General features: G+C 39.6%; 20 protein-coding genes. 16 read left to right on the plus strand and 4 right to left on the minus strand.

Annotated features, from left to right (window positions below):
• The first annotated feature begins 130 nt into the window (after window positions 1-130).
• A complete protein-coding gene (gene leuS / locus A9Y75_RS07090; protein ID WP_071188878.1) occupies window positions 131-2,710 on the plus strand; it encodes a leucine--tRNA ligase in 2,580 nt (859 codons plus the stop codon).
• Window positions 2,711-2,969: 259 nt separating this feature from the next.
• Here leuS and A9Y75_RS07095 read toward each other — a convergent pair whose 3' ends face one another.
• The 3 genes from A9Y75_RS07095 to A9Y75_RS07105 are packed head-to-tail and all read right to left on the minus strand — an operon-like array spanning window position 2,970 to window position 6,775.
• On the minus strand, window positions 2,970-4,298 hold the full coding sequence (locus A9Y75_RS07095) for a capsular biosynthesis protein (protein ID WP_071188879.1): 1,329 nt from the start codon (window positions 4,296-4,298) through the stop codon (window positions 2,970-2,972).
• A gap of 54 nt (window positions 4,299-4,352) precedes the next feature.
• Window positions 4,353-5,750 (minus strand): GumC family protein, encoded by a 1,398-nt coding sequence (locus A9Y75_RS07100; protein ID WP_071188880.1) that lies wholly within the window; start codon window positions 5,748-5,750, stop codon window positions 4,353-4,355.
• Window positions 5,747-6,775 (minus strand): polysaccharide biosynthesis/export family protein, encoded by a 1,029-nt coding sequence (locus A9Y75_RS07105; protein ID WP_071188881.1) that lies wholly within the window; start codon window positions 6,773-6,775, stop codon window positions 5,747-5,749. The genes A9Y75_RS07100 and A9Y75_RS07105 overlap by 4 nt, the downstream gene beginning before the upstream one ends.
• A 694-nt stretch (window positions 6,776-7,469) precedes the next feature.
• On the opposite strand from A9Y75_RS07105, the gene A9Y75_RS07110 reads away from it, so the two are divergent.
• From A9Y75_RS07110 to A9Y75_RS07175, 14 genes are all read left to right on the plus strand, one after another.
• Window positions 7,470-8,528 (plus strand): polysaccharide pyruvyl transferase family protein, encoded by a 1,059-nt coding sequence (locus A9Y75_RS07110; protein WP_071188882.1) that lies wholly within the window; start codon window positions 7,470-7,472, stop codon window positions 8,526-8,528.
• Window positions 8,525-9,526 (plus strand): glycosyltransferase family 4 protein, encoded by a 1,002-nt coding sequence (locus A9Y75_RS07115; protein WP_071188883.1) that lies wholly within the window; start codon window positions 8,525-8,527, stop codon window positions 9,524-9,526. Before A9Y75_RS07110 ends, A9Y75_RS07115 begins: the two co-directional genes overlap by 4 nt.
• The gene (locus A9Y75_RS07120; protein ID WP_071188884.1) at window positions 9,523-10,800 is read left to right on the plus strand and encodes a lipopolysaccharide biosynthesis protein; all 1,278 of its coding nucleotides are present in this window, start codon (window positions 9,523-9,525) and stop codon (window positions 10,798-10,800) included. Before A9Y75_RS07115 ends, A9Y75_RS07120 begins: the two co-directional genes overlap by 4 nt.
• The gene (locus A9Y75_RS07125; protein WP_071188885.1) at window positions 10,797-11,759 is read left to right on the plus strand and encodes a glycosyltransferase family 2 protein; all 963 of its coding nucleotides are present in this window, start codon (window positions 10,797-10,799) and stop codon (window positions 11,757-11,759) included. The genes A9Y75_RS07120 and A9Y75_RS07125 overlap by 4 nt, the downstream gene beginning before the upstream one ends.
• Before the next feature lie 75 nt (window positions 11,760-11,834).
• Window positions 11,835-12,170, plus strand: a complete 336-nt coding sequence (locus A9Y75_RS07130; protein WP_071188886.1) for a glycosyltransferase family A protein — start codon at window positions 11,835-11,837, stop codon at window positions 12,168-12,170.
• Window positions 12,121-12,318, plus strand: coding sequence for a hypothetical protein (locus tag A9Y75_RS30370; RefSeq protein WP_071188887.1), 198 nt, complete (start codon window positions 12,121-12,123; stop codon window positions 12,316-12,318). Before A9Y75_RS07130 ends, A9Y75_RS30370 begins: the two co-directional genes overlap by 50 nt.
• A gap of 47 nt (window positions 12,319-12,365) precedes the next feature.
• Window positions 12,366-12,827 carry a PssD/Cps14F family polysaccharide biosynthesis glycosyltransferase gene (pssD, locus tag A9Y75_RS07140; RefSeq protein ID WP_071188888.1) on the plus strand — a complete coding sequence of 154 codons (462 nt, stop codon included), beginning with the start codon at window positions 12,366-12,368 and terminating at the stop codon, window positions 12,825-12,827.
• A gap of 127 nt (window positions 12,828-12,954) precedes the next feature.
• Entirely contained in the window at window positions 12,955-13,440 is a 486-nt protein-coding gene (locus A9Y75_RS07145; RefSeq protein ID WP_071188889.1) for a glycosyltransferase, read from the plus strand.
• Between the two features lie 19 nt (window positions 13,441-13,459).
• Window positions 13,460-14,458 carry a sugar transferase gene (locus A9Y75_RS07150; RefSeq protein ID WP_071188890.1) on the plus strand — a complete coding sequence of 333 codons (999 nt, stop codon included), beginning with the start codon at window positions 13,460-13,462 and terminating at the stop codon, window positions 14,456-14,458.
• Window positions 14,459-14,503: 45 nt separating this feature from the next.
• Complete coding sequence (locus A9Y75_RS07155) at window positions 14,504-14,971, plus strand: anti-sigma regulatory factor (protein ID WP_071188891.1); 468 nt, start codon at window positions 14,504-14,506, stop codon at window positions 14,969-14,971.
• An 89-nt stretch (window positions 14,972-15,060) separates the two neighbouring features.
• Window positions 15,061-15,372 (plus strand): STAS domain-containing protein, encoded by a 312-nt coding sequence (locus A9Y75_RS07160; protein WP_071188892.1) that lies wholly within the window; start codon window positions 15,061-15,063, stop codon window positions 15,370-15,372.
• 202 nt (window positions 15,373-15,574) lie between these two features.
• Complete coding sequence (locus A9Y75_RS07165; RefSeq protein ID WP_071188893.1) at window positions 15,575-16,135, plus strand: heme NO-binding domain-containing protein; 561 nt, start codon at window positions 15,575-15,577, stop codon at window positions 16,133-16,135.
• 196 nt (window positions 16,136-16,331) lie between these two features.
• Window positions 16,332-20,243, plus strand: a complete 3,912-nt coding sequence (locus A9Y75_RS07170) for a response regulator (protein ID WP_071188894.1) — start codon at window positions 16,332-16,334, stop codon at window positions 20,241-20,243.
• 145 nt (window positions 20,244-20,388) lie between these two features.
• On the plus strand, window positions 20,389-21,600 hold the full coding sequence (locus A9Y75_RS07175) for a SpoIIE family protein phosphatase (RefSeq protein WP_071188895.1): 1,212 nt from the start codon (window positions 20,389-20,391) through the stop codon (window positions 21,598-21,600).
• A gap of 464 nt (window positions 21,601-22,064) precedes the next feature.
• Here A9Y75_RS07175 and A9Y75_RS07180 read toward each other — a convergent pair whose 3' ends face one another.
• A complete protein-coding gene (locus A9Y75_RS07180) occupies window positions 22,065-23,798 on the minus strand; it encodes a DUF4114 domain-containing protein (protein WP_071188896.1) in 1,734 nt (577 codons plus the stop codon).
• An 8-nt stretch (window positions 23,799-23,806) separates the two neighbouring features.
• Between A9Y75_RS07180 and A9Y75_RS26270 the strand changes: the two genes are divergently transcribed.
• Window positions 23,807-24,043: a SpoIIE family protein phosphatase gene (locus tag A9Y75_RS26270; RefSeq protein ID WP_236721372.1), complete on the plus strand. Its 237-nt coding sequence runs from the start codon at window positions 23,807-23,809 to the stop codon at window positions 24,041-24,043.
• Window positions 24,044-24,287: the final 244 nt, after the last annotated feature.

Genomic DNA, 24,287 nt, shown 5'->3' on the forward strand with positions numbered 1-24,287 from the left:
AAAAACGCAGATAACCGCAAATAAGCGCAGATGAGAAAATCATTGTTATTTTCCTCTCCTAATGTCTGTACCTAGCATCTACAATAGGTCAACAGATAATCAAGAAAAGAGTTAATTAGGAGAAATTTTAGTGGAGTCCCCCCAAAAAACATTATACCAACCAGCCGCAATTGAGGAAAAATGGCAAAAAATATGGTTAGAACTTAGCTTAGACAAAACACCTCAAAATCAAAACAAGCCAAAATTTTACGCGCTTTCCATGTTCCCTTACCCATCCGGTAGCTTGCACATGGGTCACGTCCGTAATTATACAATTACAGATGTAATTGCCCGTCTCAAACGGATGCAAGGGTATAGAGTATTACATCCAATGGGTTGGGATGCTTTTGGACTACCCGCAGAAAACGCCGCCATTGATAGAGGTGTACCCCCTGCTAAATGGACATATCAAAATATCGACCAGATGCGGCAACAATTACAACGTCTGGGTTTATCCTTAGATTGGGAAACTGAACTTGCTACCTGTTCCCCTGATTATTACAAATGGACACAGTGGATTTTTCTGCAATTTTTACAAGCTGGTTTAGCATATCAAAGAGAAGCCGCAGTTAATTGGGACCCCATTGACCAAACTGTATTAGCAAATGAACAAGTTGATAATGAAGGACGTTCTTGGCGAAGTGGAGCAATAGTTGAACGTAAATTACTACGTCAATGGTTTTTCAAGATTACCGACTACGCCGAAGAATTATTAAACGACTTAGATAAACTCACAGGTTGGCCGGAACGGGTAAAATTAATGCAAGCTAACTGGATTGGAAAATCCACAGGTGCATATTTAGAATTTCCTATTGTTGGTGCAGAAGAAAAAATCGGTGTTTATACCACCCGTCCCGACACCGTTTATGGTGTGAGTTACGTCGTATTAGCCCCAGAACACCCCTTAACTCAAGTTGTCACCACTTCCGAACAAAAAGCGGCGGTAGAAGCCTTTATCAAAGAAGTCAGCAACCAAAGCGAGTTAGAACGAACTGCGGAAGATAAACCAAAGCGCGGTATTCCTACAGGTGGTCAAGTTATTAACCCCTTCACCGGCGAAGAAGTACCGATTTGGATAGCTGATTATGTTCTCTATGAATATGGTACAGGTGCGGTGATGGGTGTACCGGCACATGATGTCCGAGATTTCAAGTTTGCAAAAGAACAAAATTTAGCAATTAAAGTTGTAATTGTCCCGGAAATTGGTGCAGAAGAAACTTTAAAATCAGCATATACAGAAACGGGAATTTTAGTTAATTCCGGTGACTTTAATGGCATGAATTCTGTAGATGCGAAAAAAGCAATTATCGAATTTGCAGAAAAGCAAAGTTTTGGTAAATTACGGATACAATATCGCCTTAGAGATTGGTTGATTTCTCGACAACGTTATTGGGGCGCACCTATCCCTGTTATTCATTGTCCTGAATGTGGAATTGTGCCTGTACCTGACAAAGATTTACCTGTACAATTACCGGAAGATATCGAATTAAGTGGACGTGGTGGTTCACCTTTAGCACAGTTGGAAAGTTGGGTAAATGTGCCTTGTCCAACTTGCGGTACTCCTGCAAAACGGGAAACCGACACAATGGATACTTTTATTGATTCTTCTTGGTATTTCTTGCGTTATCCAGATGCGAAGAATGAAGAAAAGATTTTTGATTCCCACAAAGTAAATAATTGGATGCCTGTAGATCAATATGTGGGGGGAATTGAACACGCAATTTTACATTTATTGTATTCGCGTTTCTTTACAAAAGTATTGAGAGATAGAGGTTTATTTAACTTTGATGAACCATTTCAACGCCTATTAACTCAGGGAATGGTTCAGGGTTTAACTTACATGAACCCAAATAAAGGTGGTAAGGATAAATGGATTCCTTCTAATTTAGTTGATGCTAATAATCCTGTAGATCCACAAACTGGAGAACCTTTACAACGTCTTTATGCTACCATGTCCAAATCAAAAGGAAATGGTGTTGCACCGGAAGATGTGATTAATAAATATGGCATTGATACGGCGCGAATGTTCATTTTATTTAAAGCACCTCCTGAAAAAGATTTGGAATGGGATGAGGCTGATGTTGAGGGACAATTCCGCTTTTTAAATCGCGTTTGGCGATTGGTAACAGATTATGCTGCTGCGGGAGTTTGTAAGCAAAAAGCGGAATTGGATAAGTTAAATAAAGCGGAAAAAGATTTAAGGAGAGCGATTCATATTGCAATTCAAGCAATTACGGAAGATGTGGAAGATGAATATCAATTCAATACTGCAATTTCGGAATTGATGAAGTTAAGTAATGCTTTGACTGATGCTAAATGTAATAATTCACCAATTTACGCGGAAGGGATTCAAACTTTGGTGATTTTGTTAGCGCCTTTTGCACCGCATATTGGTGATGAATTGTGGCAATTGTTGGGGAATAAAAATTCTGTGCATACCCAAACTTGGCCAAGTTTTGATCCTGCGGCGTTGATAGCTGATGAGATTACTTTAGTAATTCAAATTATGGGTAAAACTCGCGGTTCTATTCAAGTTCCTTCCCAAGCCGATAAAGCGGAGTTGGAAAAATATGCGCGTGAGTCGGAGGTGGCACAGCGTTATATTGAAGGGAAGGAAATTAAGAAGGTAATTGTTGTTCCTGGTAAGTTGGTGAATTTCGTTTTGGGTTAGTTTTTTTCTCACGCAGAGACGCAGAGGTGCAGAGAGTAAGATGTAGGGTGGGTTAGCGAAAGTGTAACCCACCTATTATTTTTTGACTTACGCAAAAGTTATGGAATAACGAACCACAGAGACGAGAGCGATTAATGCAGTCACCTCACCACTGCTATCACCATAATTTAAAAACTGTTTGAGTCCGAAAATACGTATACATACATGAATTGTTAGACCAACTAATATAATTGCTTGGTTCGCGTAAATATTCCGCGAATTAGCTGGTTCTTCTCTCTCCCCCGAAAAAAATCGCTCTCGTGTCCGTAAATTTTGGTTTTTCTTGACAACCAATACCCATAACCAATAATCCATGCCAATATAAATAAACTAATATCTCTAAATTCTCGCCAAAGGTATAGAGAAAAAGAATCATCACAATACTCAAGCCTACTTTGGCAGTTTCTCTTCTACTGTCCGTTGATTTAATTAACAAATCAAAAAAACTGAACCCCAAGGGAATAGCTAGAGCCATAAACCCAACAATTCCCTTGACAAACAATAAACCAGCCCAGCTATGATGTGAACCAATGGGCATATACTCAACAAGATGTGGTCCTTCTTCAACTACACCATGTCCCCAAATTGGAGCTTCGGTTTTCCAGCGATAGACAGCAATTTCTTTTAACGCCATGCGTACTCTTGTTGATCCGGCTCTTGCGGCCTTGAAACCTTCCCAAAAATTATTAAAGGCCACAATGATTGATGGGGCAAAAATACCAGCAAGGAAATTAACAAACCCCATTCCGATGAGCATTCGTGGTCGAGTCAAGCTAGATAAGACATTTGTCAGCAAGGGGATAATCACAATGCAAACCTGAGCCATACGGGATTTACAAACAAAACACATGACAACTGATCCTGCTAGTCCTAACCTGCGCCATTTTTTATTTTTTTCTTGCAAGGCCAGCATAAAGTTAACATTGCCCACAAAACCTAATGCTGGACCCCAAGGGGTAAATAGCCGCCAACGCAAGTCACCTGTGCTGCCATCAATTTCATAGAGAGGCACATCAAAAAATTCATTACCTGGTCCCCCTACGGCTTTGAGTGGTGAGACATAGAGAACTTGGGGTAGGTGCAAAGAGGGTGCTAACAGTAAAAAAGGGATAATTAACAGGGTATGCAAACCCACAATACATACGGCTCGATATATTATCTGGGGACGGATTTTTAAACATCCTGCTAAGGGATACAGAGCCAATGCAGCCCAACCTTTAGCCCAGCCAATGGAGGATTTAATGATTAGACCTGTTGGTAAATTGTAGTCGAGATGTCCCGCTATCAATGCCACTTCCATCATCAGCATTCCTGCAATCCAAATCCACAAAGATAAGGAGATGGTAATTTTTTCGTCTTCTGGGGTGTCTTCAGTTTGCGCCAGAATTTTGATTAGTAAAAACAGTAGTAGTATCCAACCCAAGACAGCGCCGACAACGTATAGCCCCCCAAAAACCCAGATAGAATAAGTGTTAGCGATCGCCCACCAGACAACTTTTTCTGGTATATTTTCCGGCTTGATATCATCTTCGTTGGTCTGCTTCACCATCTCTTTCCTTTAAAAACTGCTGATAGCGCCGCGTGGCAAAGCCATACTCTTGCATCATGATATCCACTTAGATAACTTGTCTATCCAGGGTTTACGAATCCACAACAAAGAAAGACCAAGGGTGGAAAACAGAGAACCAGCCGCAGCCCCAACAAGAACAAAGTTCTTCTTGGGAGTAGTGGGTTCATCTGGTAAACTAGGCTCCATCGCCATTTGAATTAAAGGATAGGTAGAAAATACGTCTCCTTGTCCTAAATCTAGTTTGGTGAGGGTAGAGGCAAAGGTCGCTTCCGCAATTTGTTGATCTCGTTTCAAGTTTTCTAAGATTGATTGTTTTTGAGAAAGACTATCTAGACGCTTTTCCAGTTGAGCGATCGCTGAGTCTAATCCTTTGACTTGGGCTTGGAGTCCCTGTTGATCTGATTGATAAGACACCAAACTCTGAAATAATGTATCCCGCCCAGATCCGTTCACAGCCAGGGCTAAACGATTGACTGTAGCAGGAGTTAAAGGCTTTCCTGAGAGGTATTCACCACGCTCAAGTAAGGCTTCCCAAGCGGCTTCTTGGCGTTTGCTTTCTTTCACTACTTGGGGATGGTTAACACCAAATTTAGTAATTAACACTTCCAAAGAAGTTGTCGCTTCACTATAGTCCTTGAGGTTTTGTTGAAAGATTTGGTCTACATGGAGAAGAAAAGCTGTTGCAGCTTCGGTTGGAGAAATTCCTAGATCCTCAGATAACTGCTGCATTCGTTTGTCAGTCATCTGCTCTTGGGCATTAGTTTCTGCTCGCAGCCTTCGCAACTGCTCAATATTGGTAGATAAATTGCCTAATTGATCAGGAAAACTCAGTCCAGAACGTATTTTGTATTCCGAGAGCTTTTTTTGCGCCTCCTCTAGTTTACGCTGGGCTGAAAGGAGAATTTGCTGGGAAGGTTTTCCTCTTTGACTAATTTCTCCACTTCGTAAAACATTGATGTGGCTGACTATTGCTTGATAGAGAGCCAATGATTTATCCCTTGCTTCTTCTGGACTTTTGCCAGTGACTTCAAACAACATGATCGTTGTGTTGTTTAACAGTTTAATCCGGGGCTTGCCAAATTTCTCAACCGGTATCTTGGCGATCGCGGCGGCGGCGTTTAAAACACTATCACTTGTAAAAATATACTCCAAATTAGCTCTCGGATCATAAGTAGAACTCCCCAAAGCAGAGCCAGTAGAAGAAGATGCTTGACCAATACCCGGCAGGTTGACGCTCACTCCTAAACTACCACTACTGAGGATTAAACCCCATTCGCTGGTGTAAGTAGGTTTGGTAACTTGCAAATAATGGAGCGATGACCCCCAAATCAAAGTGTTACCCAAGGCACTGAGGATAAGGTAGCGCAGCCAACGGCCTTTAAGCAAACTCCCCAGATGTTCCATCTTGAAAATTAATAGCCGCTGTGTCATTTAAACAAATCTCGCAAAATGGGAATAGGGGATAGGATGGTTTGGATAATATCCCGAAATTGAACAACTTTTGAGTCATAGCAAGCGACAATATCATTAGCCTGGAGAAACGGGTTGTTAGCATCGCTGGTGGAATTTGTCAGTAAATCGTTGACATGACGCTGTAAATACTTAGTTTTTCCAGTCAACTGCTCAGTAGTTACCAGGATGGCTTTGCGTTCGGCATTAGTACCCCTTGTTCCCCCAGCACAGTTGGCTGCTGTCACCGCATGGGAAAAGCGAGAACCATAAGGAAATGATGTGGCATCACGTCCAATCCCAGAAACAGCATTACCTGTAGCTGGTACGGTGAGATTGGAAAGGAATACTTTCACCCCAGTTGGGGTAATTTGCGAAGGACGCACAAGTTCATTGTGCATTTTTCCTGAATCTGGAACGATGATGCGATCGCCTGCAATTAACGCTACATCTGCAAAAGGTTCACCGGTCAAAACCCCAGATAAGTCAACAATGCGGGTTTCTCCGTTACGAATCAATCGAATGTTTTTGATATCAGCAGTAGGTTTAACACCACCAGCATCACGGATAGCAGTTGCCAAATAACGGTTCGGTGGATATTGTCCGGCCACTGGCACAGGAGGCTGTGTTCTCTCACCTGGGGAAGATTCATTGATAAATACCCTTCCTGGTAAAAAGGTCGCCCCACTGACAAACACCTCTACAGGTCCCCACTGCAATACTTTGAGACTCACCTGGAGGAAGGAGCGTTGGAAAAAAGCCCCATCAATCAACACTGTAGTCAAATTCTCCTCAACTTGCTCTGGTTCTAAACCCACAACAGGCAATGGCGTGAGATAGGGAATCTCTAAATTGCCTTCTAAGTTAACTTCAAAAATTCCACTAAATTCTGCTCCTTCAGGGATACTCACTTTGACGCGATCGCCCGGAGATAGGGGCAATGCCAAACTAGGTGTCGTTAAGGTTAAGGTTGCAACTATGGTATTAAAAATTAAACGTTTAAGCATCGCTAGGAAAATACGTAAGTAGCTACTTCGGAAATTAATGAGAATAAAAGACTAAAAGTAGTAGTATTTCCAACTAGAAATTTAGTTGAATTTGTCCCTAATAACTAATATTTATTTGACTGTATAACTGGAAATCAAAAATACCATTTCTACCAATTTAACTAACTATCCAGGCAACGTAAGGCGTAATTTTACGTAATTTCCGCTGTCAATTACTGATATGAATCAGGGTAATTAGTGAGATGGAATCATTCAATTATTTAGTAGCCAGTCCTAAAAAAATTATACAAATTTTATTTGACAATTCCGACAAATTCAGTATATAAAAATAATACAGGTTTTTTAAAAGAATGCATCTCTCCTCAGTAACGGTGTTAGCCATCTCAGGAAATGCTGGGCATCTACTAATAAAAAGGCATCACAGCAATCACAGCAACCCAGTGGCTTTTCGGGGCGAAAGTCGGTCTAAACGGGTTTTAAATACCTATTGATTTTATGTTGGGTTGCTCAATAATTCCTTGATGTGACAAGCCTCTGGATTTATCCGTGGGGTCAAACCAAAATCCAAAATCCTGTTAGCGGATGACATAAAGAAACCTAAATAATCAAATCTCTTGTTGGGTGGCGTTATTGCTTAACCCAAACTACTATTATCCGGGCATCTACCAGTCAATTAATTCTGAGAATCACCATTATGGGACTCACTATTGGTCTGGTAAACACGTATTCAACTCTAAATATTGGTGATGCAGCCATTTATAGCGCCTTAACTGCTCTAGCATCTGAGGCTGAAGTTGTGGCTCAATTCCAAGATTCAAAACCGGATTACATTCCCTGTTTGCAAATTGTGCCGCAGATTAGGCATTGTGATGCCTATATTAGTGTCGGTGGCGATATTTTTAATAATGCCCGTGAAGGTTTAATTACCAAAGCGTTCATCAGGAATTTGTTGGAATTAAGGCGATCGCCCAAGCATACTTTTGTATTTGGTCAATCAATTCCCCGCTCATGTCACAGTTTGAGTTTTCAAGCCTTGACCTTATGCTTGCGTCGGTTGGCTGCTGTTTGCGTGCGAGATGTGGAAAGCCATCAACGTTTAACTGCATCTGGCATCCCAGCAATTTTATCTTTTGATGCAGCATTTACTTTATCAGTAAGTGAGCAAGCCAAAGACCTAGCAGAACAACTGTTAAAAACACTGGAAATTCAACCAGAATCAGCAGCTTTAATTTCTCTGCGTACCTTTGATTCCATGTATCGCCATGATAATGAGCAGTTTCAAAGGCAACTGGTATCTTTAAGTCGGCAATTCTGCCAACAGGGATATCAACCTGTATTGCTGATTCAGTCTCAAGCTTACGGCGCTGATAATGACTTGGCTATGGCAAGGGAAATAGTCCAACAAGTACCGAAGCTGAAAATTTTTAATCCCTTTGATTTTACGCATCAACTACCTACCTGGGAATTGGTAATGGGTGCATTAGCTATTTGTCGTCTGATTGTAGCAATTAGATATCATACATCAGTTTTAGCCTTGGCCAGTGGTCGAGTTCCCTTTAACTTGTACTACTCAAATAAAGGTAAAGATTTAACAAAACGTTTACAAATTCCTGGTTGCAGCTTGGAAGAATTTAACCCAGATATTCATCTTGATGCGATCGCTGCTACCTCTGCTATTAACTTTGACCATGAAACCATTCGTCAACAGGTCAAAGAAGATTTTCAAAAATGTTATAGCCGAATATTACCATGATAAAACCAAAAATTTGCCATTTTGTAGGCGGTAAAGGCATGGGTTGGACTGGTGGCATTAAAGCCACATTAAAAAGTTTAGAAATGTCCTGGCTGTCCGAAAAATTTGAGTTTATTACTGAGCCTTTATCAGCAGCATCTTCTGTGATCTCAAAACAACACCCTGACGTGATTGTAGTTCATGCTGCCTCCTCCTGGCGGGGGTTATTTCCGCTGTGGAAACTACGACGTTCAGCCAAGTTAATTATTAATGAACATCACTACAGTGCAGGTTTTGAAGCCTTTAATGTGCCGTCAGTGAATCGGTTTCATGGAATGTTAAAACTGGCTTATGGGATGTGCGATCGCTTAGTTACTGTTTCCCAAGGACAGCAAAATTGGATCATCAAAAACCAATTAGCACCTGCTGACAAAATTAGTGTAATTCCATTCTCCAGGTTGATTTATCCCTTTTTCAATATTCCCCCCAAACCGAGATTGTCAAATCAACCTTTCATATTAGGTGCTTATGGGCGATTTTCTTACCAAAAAGGCTTTGATATCCTAATTGATGCAGTCAAACAAATTCCCGATGCCAGAATTCAATTAAAAATTGGTGGTGGAGGACAAGACGAAGGCAAATTAAAACAACTAGCTGCTAACTGTCCCAAAATTGAATTTGTGGGACGTATTGATGATGTCCCTGCTTTTTTAAGTCAGTGCGATGCTGTGGTTATTCCCTCCCGTTGGGAACCTTGGGGTAATGTTTGTTTAGAAGCTAGGGCTGCTGGTAAACCAATTATTGCTTCAGCAGTGGATGGTTTGAGCGAACAAATTCAAGATTTTGGCCTACTTATTCCCCCAGAAAATTCTGTAGCACTAGCTAAAGCAATTCAGGAATTAGTCAATTTACCTGCGGACAAATTAGCACAAACAGGAGAACAAGGAAAAGCTTCCGCAATCAATTCTTGGCACAATTATTTATCTAATTGGGAAGGGTTGCTGGAGGAATTGACATGAAAACAATAGCCCAAACTTTATCCTCCTTCAAAAAAGACCGCTTTATCCGCAACATTGGTTGGATGGGGGCTTCTGAATTAGTAATTAGGGTATTTCGTCTTATTACCACAGTCATTCTTGCTCGTTTTCTCAGTGCAGAAGATTATGGTTTAGCTGCCATTGTGTTGATGACTTTTGAATTTATTCGTGTGTTCACCCGCAACGGTATTGCTGACAAAATCGTGCAAGCAGAAGCGGAAGAAGTGGAAGAGTTATGTCGCACTGCTTATGGTTTGAATTGGGTAATTGCCTTAGTTTTATTTGTAGGTCAATGTTTAGCATCATTAGCGATCGCACAATTCTATAATAATTCCCATCTGATTCTCCCTATTTGTCTCATTGCCATTACGTATCTAATTTATCCTCTGGCAATGGTACAAACAGCCTTAATTAGAAGAGAAAACCGCTTAAATATTCTCGCCCTAATTAGTTCAGTCCAAGTATCTACAGATAATGTACTGACGGCAATTTTTGCCCTCTCTGGTATGGGAATGTGGGCAATTGTGTTACCGAAGTTTTTAGTCGCACCGATTTGGATTATTCTCACCTTTAAATATCATCCTTGGCGGATGACCAAATCTTTCACATTCGATAAATGGCAACAAATTACATCCTTTGCCAGTCGGGTACTTGGCATTGAACTACTAACAATATTTAGAGAAAATATTGATTATCTTTTAATTGGTAGATTTGTAGGTGTGGAAGCTTTAGGAATTTATTATTTTGCTTTTAATGCTGGATTAGGAATTAGTTTAAGTGTTATCAATGCTATCCGAGTCTCCCTATTTTCTGACCTATGTGATCTCAAATCTCAAACAGAGTTATTTACCCAACGTTATACCCAAAGTCTCCGCAAAATCGCTGTGATGATTGTACCTTTAGTGGTCTTACAATCCAGTTTAGCCCCTATTTATGTTCCCCTCGTATTTGGGTCTAAATGGGTAGAAAGAGGCGCAGTACCGATTTTAATCCTAATTTGTATTTCGGCTTTATCCCGTCCCTTTGCAGATGCAGCTTCTTTAATGTTCCGCGCCTTTGGTCAACCAGAAATTGAATTGCGTTGGAATCTCTTGTTTACTGCTTGTTTAGCTACTGCTATTTGTGTCGGTACAAGCTGGGGAATTTTGGGTGCTGCGGTGGCTGTGATATTAACACACCTGACTTTGCAGCCAATATATACATTATGGGCAACTTTGCAAAAATTACCTAAATTCTTGCAGGAGGTAAATCCATGACAAATATTAAACCAATGGTGTCAGTAATTATCCCTGCTTACAATGCTGCTCAGTTTCTACCAGCAGCGATCGCATCTGTTCAAGAGCAAACTTTCTCTGATTGGGAATTATTAATAATAAATGATGGATCTACGGATGACACAGTTGCAGTTGTCAGGCAATATCAAGAAACAGATAATTGTATTCATTTAATTCATCAACTAAATCGGGGAGTTTCTACGGCTCGTAATTTAGGAATTGAAAAAAGTAAAGGTCAAATTATTGCTTTTCTTGATGCTGATGATCAATGGCTTCCTGATAAACTGCAACAACACCTGCAACATTTTCAGTCTAACTCCCGCTTAGGAGTTAGTTTTGCTCAGGTGGAAATATTAACTCAAACAGGTGAACCAACTGGACAAGTTTCTAGTTCCCGTTTAACTGATTTAAAACCTAAATATTTACTTTCAGAAAATCCCACTACTACTACTTCTAATTGGGTAGTTCGTAAGGAAGTATTTTCTCAAGTGGGAGGCTTTTCTCCTGATATGAGTTATTCGGAAGATTTGGAATGGTTACTGCGGGTAATTTGTACTGGTGATTGGGAAATTGCGGGGATAAACCAGGTGTTAACTCGTTATCGTACCAGTTCTGCTGGACTGTCATCGAATTTGTATCGGATGGAAACGGGTTGGAATCAACTGGTGGAAAAGGCGAAAGTTTATGCTCCACAATTGGTTGAAAATCATTTTGCTTTGGCTCAAGCTCTGCATTTACGTTATCTGGCTCGACGGGCTTTTCGGTTGAAGTTACCGGCTGCGGTGGGGGTGGATTTTATGAGTCGTGCTTTGGTTTCTGATTGGCGTTTGTTGTTTCATCAGCCGCGACGGAGTTTATTGACTTTGGTTGCTGTGTTTGGCTCTTTGGTGATGGAAAAGATTTTTTTTTCACGCAGAGACGCAAAGAAAGAAATTAATTAAAAACTAAAAAACTCCTGTCTCTTCTCTTTTTCCTACTGTCACCTGTCACCTGTTCCCTGTCACTTAATTAATATCATGCCTAAAATATCTGTGATTATTCCTGTTTATAATTCTGAGAAAACGGTTGCTGAAACGCTGGATTCGGTTCTGGCTCAAACTTACGGCGATTTGGAAGTTATTATTGTTGATGATGGTTCGACTGATAAAAGTATTGAAATTTGTCGGCAGTTTAATGATGAGCGAATTAAGATTGTTCATCAGCAAAATCGCGGTTTGGCTGGGGCGAGAAATACAGGGATTCGTCACGCGCAAGGGGAGTTTTTAGGTTTTGTTGATAGTGATGAGATCGCCAAAAGTTGCGGTGACTTTATTAAATCAAGCTTTAGCTACACATTGGCAAATTCTTTTTGAAGAACCTCGTCGCACTTTGATTTCTTTAATGGCTGCTTATCTCTTATGGATTTTACCAAAATCTCTATACCAATGGTTGGAAACATTAATTATGCAAATTACAGGAGCAACTCAGCAACAACGTATTCAAAAGGAACAAATGAGTTAGAAATCAACTCTTTTAAATTACCAATTACCAATTACCAATTACCAATTATGACAGTTTTATTAGTTTGTTCTTCTGGTGGACATTTTAAAGCTCTGCAACAATTACGTCCTTTTTGGGAAAATCAAGAGCGAGTTTGGGTGACTTTTCGCACTAAAACTACAGAAGCAGAATTAACTGGAGAACAGGTGCATTGGGCTTACAGTCCTACTAATCGGAATCTTCCAAATTTGTTCAGAAATCTGCTTTTATCTTGGCAATTAATTACAAAAATTCGACCAGATGTAATTATCTCTACTGGTGCTGGTGTGGCTGTCCCTTTTTTGATTTTGGGCAAATTATTGGGGAGCAAAACTGTATTTATTGAATCGGTAACGCGGGTGAATACTTTAAGTTTATCGGCGAAATTAGTTTTACCTTTTCTCAGTGTTTTATATGTGCAGTGGCCGCAATTACAAGCCCGTTATCCTCAAGCTGAACTTGTGATTCCCCAGGAGGTTTTAAGTTGTTAAAACAACTAAGAAAAAAGTAGGTTGGGTTAAGCGACAGCGCAACCCAACAAAAGCATTAATAATGTTGGGTTTCCTTACGTCAACCCAACCTACAAAATTTCTTTATTCCCTATTCCCTCTTTAATTTATGATTTTAGTCACTGTTGGTACAGAACAATATCCTTTCAATCGTCTGATGCAATGGGTTGAGGTGTTGTTACAGTCGGAAATGATTCAAGAAGAAGTGGTTGTTCAGTACGGTAACTCCACTATTTTACCTGCTGGTGCAAAGGTTTACCGTTTTCTCAAGGAAGAAAAGTTTCAAGATTTGATTAATGAAGCGCGAATTGTGATTGCTCATTGTGGTGAAGGAACTTTACTGCTTTTGGATTCTTTGGATAAGCCTTATATTTTGGTTTCGCGCAGTCAAGAGTTTAAAGAACACGTTGATGATCATCAGGTAGAACTTGGTTTAGCACTATCGCAAATTAATGTTCCTGTTGCTTGGTGTCCGGGAGATTTGGTGCGGTTTATAGATGCTCCTAGAAAGGTTTCTGTTGCTGATGTTTCTCATGCTAGTGCGATCGCTCTTTGTCAGAGTTTACAATCTCGTTTTGGTCAAAATCTTAACTAATTTTAAGTAGGTAAAAATCATGGCTACTCATACCAATACAACAATATCGTTAGTGACTTCTCGTTTTAATAATACTCTTTTAGTCCAGTTATCACCGCGATTAACTGTGATAGAAGCTGTATCTTTTCGGGAATCTTTTAAACAATGGATTGAAGATACTACTGTTACTAAAATCATTTTGGATTTTGGACAAACTACAATTATTGATAGTAGTGGGATTGGTTCACTCATTACTAATATCAAATCAGCAAAAGCCAAAAATATTCAATTAACTGTTTGGAGTCTTAATCCCCAAGTTAAATTGGCTTTTGTCATGGTCGGTTTGGATAAAATATTGAGTATTGAAGCCGATACTGAGGCAATTATCCCTACTGTCAGTCGTAAATCTCAACAGCGTCCACCTTTAACTCATGCTTCGGTGCGATCGCCTATTAAACGGACAATTGACATTGTAGGGGCAATTGTGGGCTTGGGTGTGACTGCTGTGCTGTTTGTTCCGATTGCGATCGCAATTAAACTTGATAGTCCTGGACCTATACTATTTAGTCAAACTCGTTGTGGTTGGATGGGAAGACGATTTAAAATTTGGAAGTTTCGGTCAATGGTGACTAATGCTGAAGCTCTCAAATCTACTATTAAAAATCAAGCTTCTGGCGCTTTTTTCAAAAATGATCATGACCCCCGCATTACCCGTGTTGGTCGCTTTCTTCGCAAAACTAGTTTAGATGAATTTCCCCAATTTTGGAATATCCTCAAAGGAGATATGAGTTTAATTGGCACTCGTCCACCCACTCCTGATGAGTTAGAACAATATGAAATCTTTAATTGGCAAAGGTTGGATGTCAGACCAGGATTAAGTGGTGAATGGCAGGTCAATGGGCGCTCAAAAATTCGCAACTTTGAAGATGTAATTAAGCTCGATTTGCGCTATCAAGAAAATTGGAGTCTTGGTTATGATTTTCAACTTATGTTAAAAACATTTGTTGTGGTTTTTAACAAGGATTCCGGGGCTGTATAAGAAATTTTTTTAATTTAAAACAGCTTACCTTTTTACTAAATTTTCATGGACACAAATTTATTACTCCATAATTATAAGCTGCAAGTTGTTAGCGATATTGACGCAATGGCAACCGTTGTAGAATGGTTCGATCAATTTAATAATAACCAGATTACTTATCAAATCTGGTTACAAGGACAAACTGGTTTATTAGAGGGCTTTACAAATGTGGTGCGTCACGCCCATATCCACCTTAGTCCTGAAACTCCTGTTGATTTAGAAGTACAAATTTGTTCTGAATATTTCCAAATCTGCATTTGGGATCAAGGTGATATTTTTGATTTAGAGGCGGCCATGGAACGTTTTGATCAAGAAACTAGCCAAAGCCAATTTGATCCTTTAGAACATGAATATCAATGGGGTTGTATCTTCTTCCTCAAACTCAGAAAAGACTATGGTTGGATAATTAGTTATACTCGTGAATTAGAAAATAGAAACTGCTTATTAATCAAAAAGCAATTAGCTATTTCCTAATACTACATTCGTGCAATATGATTGTTTAACTTTCTTAAACTTTTCAATTAATAAACCCACATTTCGAGATGTCTATTTCAGGTAAATTCATGGATTCACAATTTAAAGTCATTCAGCCACAAGGTATTTTGAATAGCAAAAATGGTAATGAACTAAAGGAAGTCGTAGATCAATTTATAAAATCAGATATCAAAACAATTCTGATTGATTTTCAAGAAGTTACAGTTATGGATAGTTCTGGTTTTAGTGCCTTGCTAATAATACTCAAAGCAGTTAAAAAAAATAATTGTAGATTGGTACTTTGTTCTATAAATGAGCAAATAAAAATGATCTTTGATATGACTAACACAAATCAATTTTTTGAGGTGTTACCGGATCAGGCATCATTCGTATCTGCTTAACTCGGATTTCCCACTGTGATCAGGTACACACTTAGCGGGCAATATGCCCGCACCACAAGGGTTTTATTCTTCCAGTTTGTACCCTTCACGAACAAAATATACTGCATTGTTTCTGGTTTGAGCCAAGATGCGCGAGGTGAAGGTTTTGCATAAAGGCAGCAGATTTTTGAAAAGTATCTTTTATACTGAGGAGTTTAAGTTAATGTACGGTTTAGTCAATAAAGCAATTGAAGATATGATTTGCAAATACCACGGTGAGGATACCTGGGAAAGCATCAAGCAAAAAGCTGAACTTGAAGACATAGACTTTTTTATTGGTATGGATGCTTATTCTGACGATATTACCTATCGTTTGGTCGCAGCAGCTTGTGAAGTTTTAGGCATGGAGGCAGAAGAAATACTGCAAGCATTTGGTGAATACTGGGTGACATACACGGCAGAAGAAGGCTATGGGGAACTTTTAGATAGCGCCGGCAACTCTTTAGGGCAGTTTATTGAGAACCTTGATAATCTGCACGCACGAGTCGGCTTGAGTTTTCCCCAACTCCGTCCCCCATCTTTTGATTGCGAACACACCAGCGAAAAGTCAATGGAACTGCACTATCAATCTACTCGTCAGGGTTTAGCCCCAATGGTAATGGGTTTACTCCACGGATTGGGAAAACGCTTTAACACCAAGGTAGATGTTACCCAAACCAGTTTTCGTCAACAGGGTGCGTCTCACGATATTTTCTCTATTGAATATGATGATTCTCAGTCCTAACCGCTTTTGTGACTATCGGATAAATTAACGAAGTTGTGTTATTGCAAACAACAAAAAATTAAAGTTTTATCCCCATTTAACTAAAGTAAGCTAAGTACCTGTGTACAATTAATTAAACATTTTTAAAATCTGCTTTCTTGCTTTGCTAGAGCAATTTTTTAGGTGTGGTGGTGTATGCAGTTTATAATGGCTATTTATGACAAATGATCGGGTGATCGAATCAAAACAATTCAGTCTTGACCCTGACCAATTTGCAGCTTTGTTTCCCTTTCATTTGGTCATAGATCGAGACATGAAGATTCTCCAAGCGGGTGGGGTGCTTCAACGCATTCTTGAACCTATTTTAATTGTTGGTAGTTCTCTAGAAGAACATTTCCACATTAATCGCCCTAAATTTCCAGTCAACTTTGCAGCTATTAGCCAGCATACGCGCTCATCTAAAGAGGGAGTTTCCCCATCGCTGTTTCTGTTGCAATCCCACCACAAGGAAATGCAGCTAAAAGGAGAGATGGTATATCTAGAGGCATCCGATCATCTGCTGTTTCTTGGTTCTCCCTGGATTACCGAGATTAACGATTTAAAAAAACTGGACCTGAAGCTCGATGATTTTCCTCTCTACGACTCGGTTGCAGATTATTTGTTTCTTTTGCAGGCTAAAAATTCGGCTCTGACAGATGCCAAAAAACTCACGGCTAGACTTACATCTCAACGGGCTGAATTACGAGCAACAGCATCAAGATTGAGAACAGTGATTGAAAGTTTACAAGCTGGTGTGTTATTGGAAGATGAAACCCGGCACGTTATTCTAGCAAATCAGGAATTTTGTGATCAGTTTAGCATTCCCGTTGCTCCAGAAGCTTTACAAGGCATAGATTGTCAGCAAGCAGCACAGACGAGCAAACAACTCTTTGCTGAACCAGAGAAATTCATCCAGCGAGTGGAAGAGATTCTCAGCCAGAATCAAATAGTTCTCAATGAAGAATTGCTACTAGAAGATGGGCGAATCTTGGAACAGGATTATATACCTATTGTGGTTGAACAAAAATTTTATGGTCATCTGTGGAAATACCATGATATTACCCAACGCAAACAAGCTGAAAATGCACTTCGATTAAGTGAAGAACGGTTAAAGCTGGCTTTAGATGCTGTAGATGAAGGACTTTGGGACTGGAATCTGGTGACTGGGGAAATTTATCGTAGTCCACGTTGGTTTACAATGCTGGGTTATGCGCCGGAAGAATTAGAAAACGATATCAAGCTGAAAATTCGGTTGATCCATCCAGAGGATCTGTCCCTCATGCAAGAGCGACTGATAGCACATCTCAAGGGTGAGACACCTTTTTATGAGGTAGAAGTCAGGTTTTTAACCAAATGTGGAGAATGGAAGTGGATTCTAGATCGGGGTAAGTTAGTCAGCCGCGATTCCCAAGGTAGAGCGATGAGAATGGTGGGAACCCATTTAGATATTACCGAACGCAAACTTTCAGAAGCCGCACTAAAACAACAATATGAACGGGTGCTACTTCTCAAGCAAATTACTGAAGAAATTCGCCAGTCTTTGCAATGGGAAAAAATCCTTCAGACAACAGTAACGGAAGTGCAACGGATTTTGCAGTGCGATCGCGTTGTTATCTTCCAAATTAACCCTGATGGTAATGGTAAAGTTGTTCAGGAGGCAGTAGTTCCCGGATGGTCAGTCACTTTAGACCAAGATATCAATGATCCTTGTCTGAAGGATGGATACTTTGACTTTTATCGTCATGGACGGATGACTGTTATTTCCGATATAGAGAAAGCCGGATTTCAACCTTGTCATCTGGAATTTTTACAGCAGTTTCAGGTGAAAGCCAATCTGGTTGTCCCGATTTTAGTGCGGGAAGATTTATGGGGATTATTAATTGCTCATCAGTGCGATCGCCCTAGACAATGGACCCAATTAGAATTGGATCTACTCAAACACTTGGCTGATCAAATGGGTATTGCCCTTACCCAAGCACATTTACTGGCTCAAGAAACCCATCAAGCCAATCTGTTAGTACTGCAAAATGAAGAACTAAATCTGGCCAAACAAACAGCAGAGACTGCCAATATGGCCAAAAGTAATTTCCTGGCTACCATGAGTCATGAAATTCGCACCCCTATGAATGCCATCATCGGCATGAGTGGAATGCTTTTGGATACTAGCTTAACTTCTGAGCAACTCGACTGTGTAGAAACTATTCGCAATAGTAGTAATGCACTGCTAACGATTATTAATGATATTCTCGACTTTTCTAAGATTGAATCTGGCAAATTAGAGTTAGAAGCACAGCCTTTTGATTTGCGTCTTTGTGTGGAAGAAGCCCTAGATTTATTAGCTCCCCAAGCCGCTTCCAAAGGGATTGAATTGATGTACCTGATAGAAGCAGATGTACCTACATTTATTATTGGTGATATTACCCGTCTGCGCCAAATTCTCTGGAACTTAATTAGTAATGCAGTCAAGTTTACAAATATTGGCGAAGTTGTAATCATCATCACTACTCGGCAACTGGTACGTAATCAGGCAACTACAGCCTCAACTCCTGACCGCTACGAGTTGCAATTTGCAATCAGGGATACAGGAATTGGCATTCCCCGCGATCGCTTACATCGACTCTTCAAACCCTTCAGTCAGGTTGATGTTTCCATGACTCGACGTTACGGTGGCACAGGCTTGGGATTAGTCATCAGCAAACGGCTGTGCGAGATTATGGGGGGGAGAATGTGGGTAGATAGTCAACCAAATCAAGGTTCTACTTTCTATTTCACAGTTATTTTGCCAGTTGAACCGTCAGCTATTGATAGTTCCATCGGTACTGATCCTGAACTGCTCAATCAACGATTACTCTTAGCAGTTGATAACACCAATTTAAGAAAATGCTTAACTGTGCAACTTCAAAGTTTAGGATTAGATGTTCAAGTTGCCGAATCTAATGATGCCATACTCCAATATCTGTGGCAAGACAAACCTTTTGCTCTAGCTATCTTAGATATTGATAGTCCAGACTGGAACACTCTCAATCTAACGGCTAAAATCCGAGACATCCCCAAACAACAGAATTTACCTTTGGTGATGTTAAGTTCTAAGGGCAAGCAAACCTGGGAAGTGAAACAGTTAGCGGCTGAATTTACGGCTTTTTTACCTAAACCAGTGCGCCAGTACCAGTTACATAATACCCTATTACAAATTGTTCGCGGTAGCTGGTTTACCAAAGTCACTAACGAGTCTATCATTCCCTCTTACTCTCGGTTGCCTAAACCAAATCTCCCCACCGTTGATACTAAACTCTCTAAAAGCTTGCCCCTGAAAATTCTCTTAGTTGAGGATGTGTTAGTCAATCAGAAAATTGCTCTCAAGATGCTGCATCGCTTGGGTTATCGGGCAGATGTCGCCAACGATGGATGTGAAGCCTTAGAAGCCTTGCAAAGACAATTGTATGATGTAGTGTTTATGGATATCCAGATGCCAGAAATGGACGGCTGGGAAACAACTTGTCGTATTCGTGGGGACTTTTCCCAGGATGTCCAACCTTGGATCATCGCTATGACTGCCCATGCGCGTGCAGAAGATCGCCAAGAGTGTCTGAGTATCGGAATGAATGATTATATTAGTAAACCGATTAGTTTGGAAGGGCTGGAAGCAGTTCTTAAACATTATGGTACTCAGCAGCATCAAGGGACAGAACCTGTTACAGATGAGGTATTAACCTCCTCTAACCAGCAGTCAGTGATTGACCGCAGTGTTCTGGAGGGCTTGCGTAGTATGGCTGGTAGTGAGGGCGATCGCTTAATTATAGAACTGATCCAAGTTTACCGAGAAGATACCCCAGTCACAATTCAGGCAATTCAAGATGCGCTGTCCTCTGAAAATCTAGCTAATCTCAAAAAAGCCGCTCATGCCTTGCGATCGCCCAGTATTAGTATAGGTGCAGTCAAATTGGGTAAAATCTGTGAGACTTTGGAATATACTGCCCAGAATCAATCATTAGCACAAATCGCTGATCTGGTTAATCAAATAAAGGGCGAATATAAAAATGTTATTACGGCTCTGGAAAATTTTCAGATCAATATCATAATCGGTAAATAATCTAAATTCAAAGCATGATACCAAGCCAGTTTTACTCCTGTACAGACGAGAGGCTGGAACGTCTCTCCTGATTCCTGATAGCGTAGCGTAAGCCATATTCTGCTGCATCATATCTGTTAAGGTAGGTAATTACTAATTACCAATTATGCTGGAAATATCTAATTCTAAACTCAAAATTTTAGTCATTGATGATGATCGAATTATCCAAATAGTTCTTAAACAAGCACTGCAAGGACAGGGATATGAGGTTATTCTCGCTTCTAGCGGTATACAAGGTGTAGAGCAAGCTTATCAGCATCATCCTGCCCTGATTATTTGTGATTGGCAAATGGATGAAATGGATGGCTTAGAAGTTTGTCGCAACATTAAATCTGAACCATCTTTATCAAGCACATTTTTTATTTTGCTAACAGCACGTACAGCAGTTGAAGATAGGGTTGAAGGTTTAGATAATGGTGCAGATGATTTCTTGAGCAAACCCATTGATGTGAGTGAACTAAAAGCACGAGTGCGAGCAGGACTCAGGTTATATCAAACTAATCAAGAGCTTCAGAGATTAGCTGAAGATTTACAAATTCAGAAACAGCTTTTAGAAACGGAATTGCATGAAGCCGCTGATTATGTTACATCTATTTTACCTGAGCCAATGTCAGGATTAGTAACTATTAATCACAGGTTTTTACCTTCTCATCAATTAGGTGGTGATTGCTTTGATTACTATTGGTTAGATCAAGAGAACTTAGTTATTTATCTTTTGGATGTTTCTGGACATGGATTAGGTGCAGCACTCCCTTCCATTTCCGTGCATAATTTGTTGCGTTCACAAACTCTCCCTCAAGCAAATTTTCATCAACCATCTGAAGTTCTCAACGCTTTGAATGAAATTTTCCAAATGGAAAAACATAACGCCCGTTACTTTACCATTTGGTATGGGGTTTTTAACATTGAGTCTTATCAATTAACTTATGCTACTGCTGGACATCCACCAGCTTTATTAATTTCTCAATCAACTGACTCTAGTATAGATATCAAACAGTTAATTACTCCCAGTATGCCCATCGGAGCATTTGCAGAAGGAGAATATGAAAATGCTGTATGTAAAATTCAACCATCTAGTAAAATCTATGTTTTTAGCGATGGAGTTTATGAAGTTGAATTGCCTGATGGTACACTGTGGAAATTGAATGATTTTATCAATTTATTGACTAGATGTAATCATGATTTTCTGAATTTAGACGATGTTTTAGCAGCTATTAAAACTGCTACAGCTAGTCAATCATTTACAGATGACTGCTCTTTATTAGAAATTAATTTTGCCTCTTCACACCCATTCAGATCATCCCTGGAAGGGTATTGAGAGCAATACGTCGTAAAAGAGCAAAATTCCGGTAAGTATTGTACCTTCTGATACTGGGAAGAGCTTTTGCGTTTGAATTTGGACATTTTAATTTTGACAACACGGGGATTAATACGTTTTCGTCGGGGGCGCGCAATTTCAGACTGGGAAATTAATGATAATAAATATTGATGTTGAATTTCTCGTAATCTTAAGGATGAATGGCTGATGAGTTGTACTAAATCTATAACTAGTTGCAAAGATTCAAGAAAACTAAGGAGTAAAGGATTTTTATTATATTCGTTAGCAGATTGGTAGATTTAATCGCGGAGTAGATTATTTTTATGCCTTAATATTTTGCAGAATTAATATTAGTAATTATTTATCGGCTATTAATTTTATTCACGGGTATTGGGCTTAATCAGACTTTTACTATTAGCCTGGGAATATGGCTTATGCTACGCTATTATTCCCAGGCTCAATTATTAAGCAACTATCGAAAAATTGAATCGAACAATTATGTCATTGTAATCTGCATCACCACCACCAGGTAAATCCTCAAAACCAAAGGTGTTATCTCCTAACAAACGAATGTGATCTACTCCATCAGAATTGACTCCCAAATATGGGAAATAAACTTGAGGATCATTACCAGTGTTACTATCAGTTAACTGGGACAAAGTACCATTGATAATGATCATGGGAGCCAAGATTGAACCACCCGCAATCATGGCGCTGTCTGTAAATAAACCTTGGTTAGCAACAGCAAATTTGATTCTTTCCCCAGTGTCTGCATCTTTAATGATATTGTTGATTGCAGCTTGCAGGTAATTTGCTCGATTAGCTGCATTTGCTTGTAGACTACCAATTAATCCTTGAGCATTATCTACTTTATAAAAGTAGACTTCGTTATTAAATGCGGCTTCTCGATAAACAGAAAAATCTGCTTTCACCTTACCTGATATATCTTGAAAATCAATTAGTTCTGCTTGGTTGTCTCCTTGTAATGCTGTACCTGTAGTTAAGGATTCATCAGTGGACTGAATATTAACTACTAGAGAATTGAATTCTGTAACAGTGGTACTTTCCTTCCAAGAAATGGAAAAACCATCATCATCTTCTGTGATTCTTTGGGTTGAGGTATCTGCAAAGATAATGTTTGTAGCTGATATCCTTCCAGCCCGGAAAGAGTCAATTGTACCGTCTTTTACCAAGAAGAATTTCAAGTTATTACCGGAATTAAATTCCAGCAAGCGTGTCAGATTGTCAGTCTCAAACCGATTTGGAAGATTAGCAATAGCAGAGAAAATTGTTTGACTTTGGCTTCTGGCACGGTTTAAAGCTGCTTGGTTATAACCTTGTTCTCCTGGTGCAATACCATTGATTCTACCTTCAGCATCGTCAACAATAAATACACCTAGTTCATTGACAAAACTAGAATTACTTTCTATGAAAGTGGCTTTGAGTCTGACTTTTTCACCAATCCCTTTAATGGTAAAGATGTTGTTGTTAGTAATAGCAGCTAGTGGAATATCTTCGTTATTGATAGTTCCCTTGGCTATACCGTTTGTAGAACTGATAGTTGCGCTGTTTGTGGCACTAGTTAAATTCACAGTGAAAGTTTCATTTTCTTCCACAAGGGAATCTTGATTTGTTTCTACTATGAAGGTTTTCTGAGTTTCACCAACTGCAAAGGTAAGATTTTCACTTTTACTAGTAAAGTCATTATTACTAGCTGTATCGCCGGCGTTAATAGCTGTGGAAACAGTTACTTTCTGTTCTGTTTGAGCATCCCCTGTACGAGTGATAGTGAAAGTAAGATCATTTCCTTCTGTGGCTTCAGCCGTTGCGATCGCAAATACGCTGACATCGTTAACTGCTCCAACTGCTATATTAACCGTTGCATCTGTTGTCGCGTAGACAGTTCCATCAAAACCATTCCAACCAAAGCTAGTATTACCATTGAAGTTAGCTGTGGGAGTAAAGACGAGTTTAGCAATATCAGCAACTACTATTTCTTGATTAACTGTAACTGCTGTACCGTCTAACTTTAAAGTCCCATTCGCAGGTAAACTGCTAATTTTAATCTTCGTCAGACTATCACTATCTATGTCAGTAAATGCAGATGTGAAGTTCTCAAGGGTGAAAGTGATATTGGTGTCTTCGGCTCCAGATTTACTGATGTTTGTGACAGTCGGCTGTATGTAAAATTCAACCATCTAGTAAAATCTATGTTTTTAGCGATGGAGTTTATGAAGTTGAATTGCCTGATGGTACACTGTGGAAATTGAATGATTTTATCAATTTATTGACTAGATGTAATCATGATTTTCTGAATTTAGACGATGTTTTAGCAGCTATTAAAACTGCTACAGCTAGTCAATCATTTACAGATGACTGCTCTTTATTAGAAATTAATTTTGCCTCTTCACACCCATTCAGATCATCCCTGGAAGGGTATTGAGAGCAATACGTCGTAAAAGAGCAAAATTCCGGTAAGTATTGTACCTTCTGATACTGGGAAGAGCTTTTGCGTTTGAATTTGGACATTTTAATTTTGACAACACGGGGATTAATACGTTTTCGTCGGGGGCGCGCAATTTCAGACTGGGAAATTAATGATAATAAATATTGATGTTGAATTTCTCGTAATCTTAAGGATGAATGGCTGATGAGTTGTACTAAATCTATAACTAGTTGCAAAGATT

The organism is Trichormus sp. NMC-1 (genome assembly GCF_001858025.1).
GTDB lineage: Bacteria > Cyanobacteriota > Cyanobacteriia > Cyanobacteriales > Nostocaceae > Anabaena.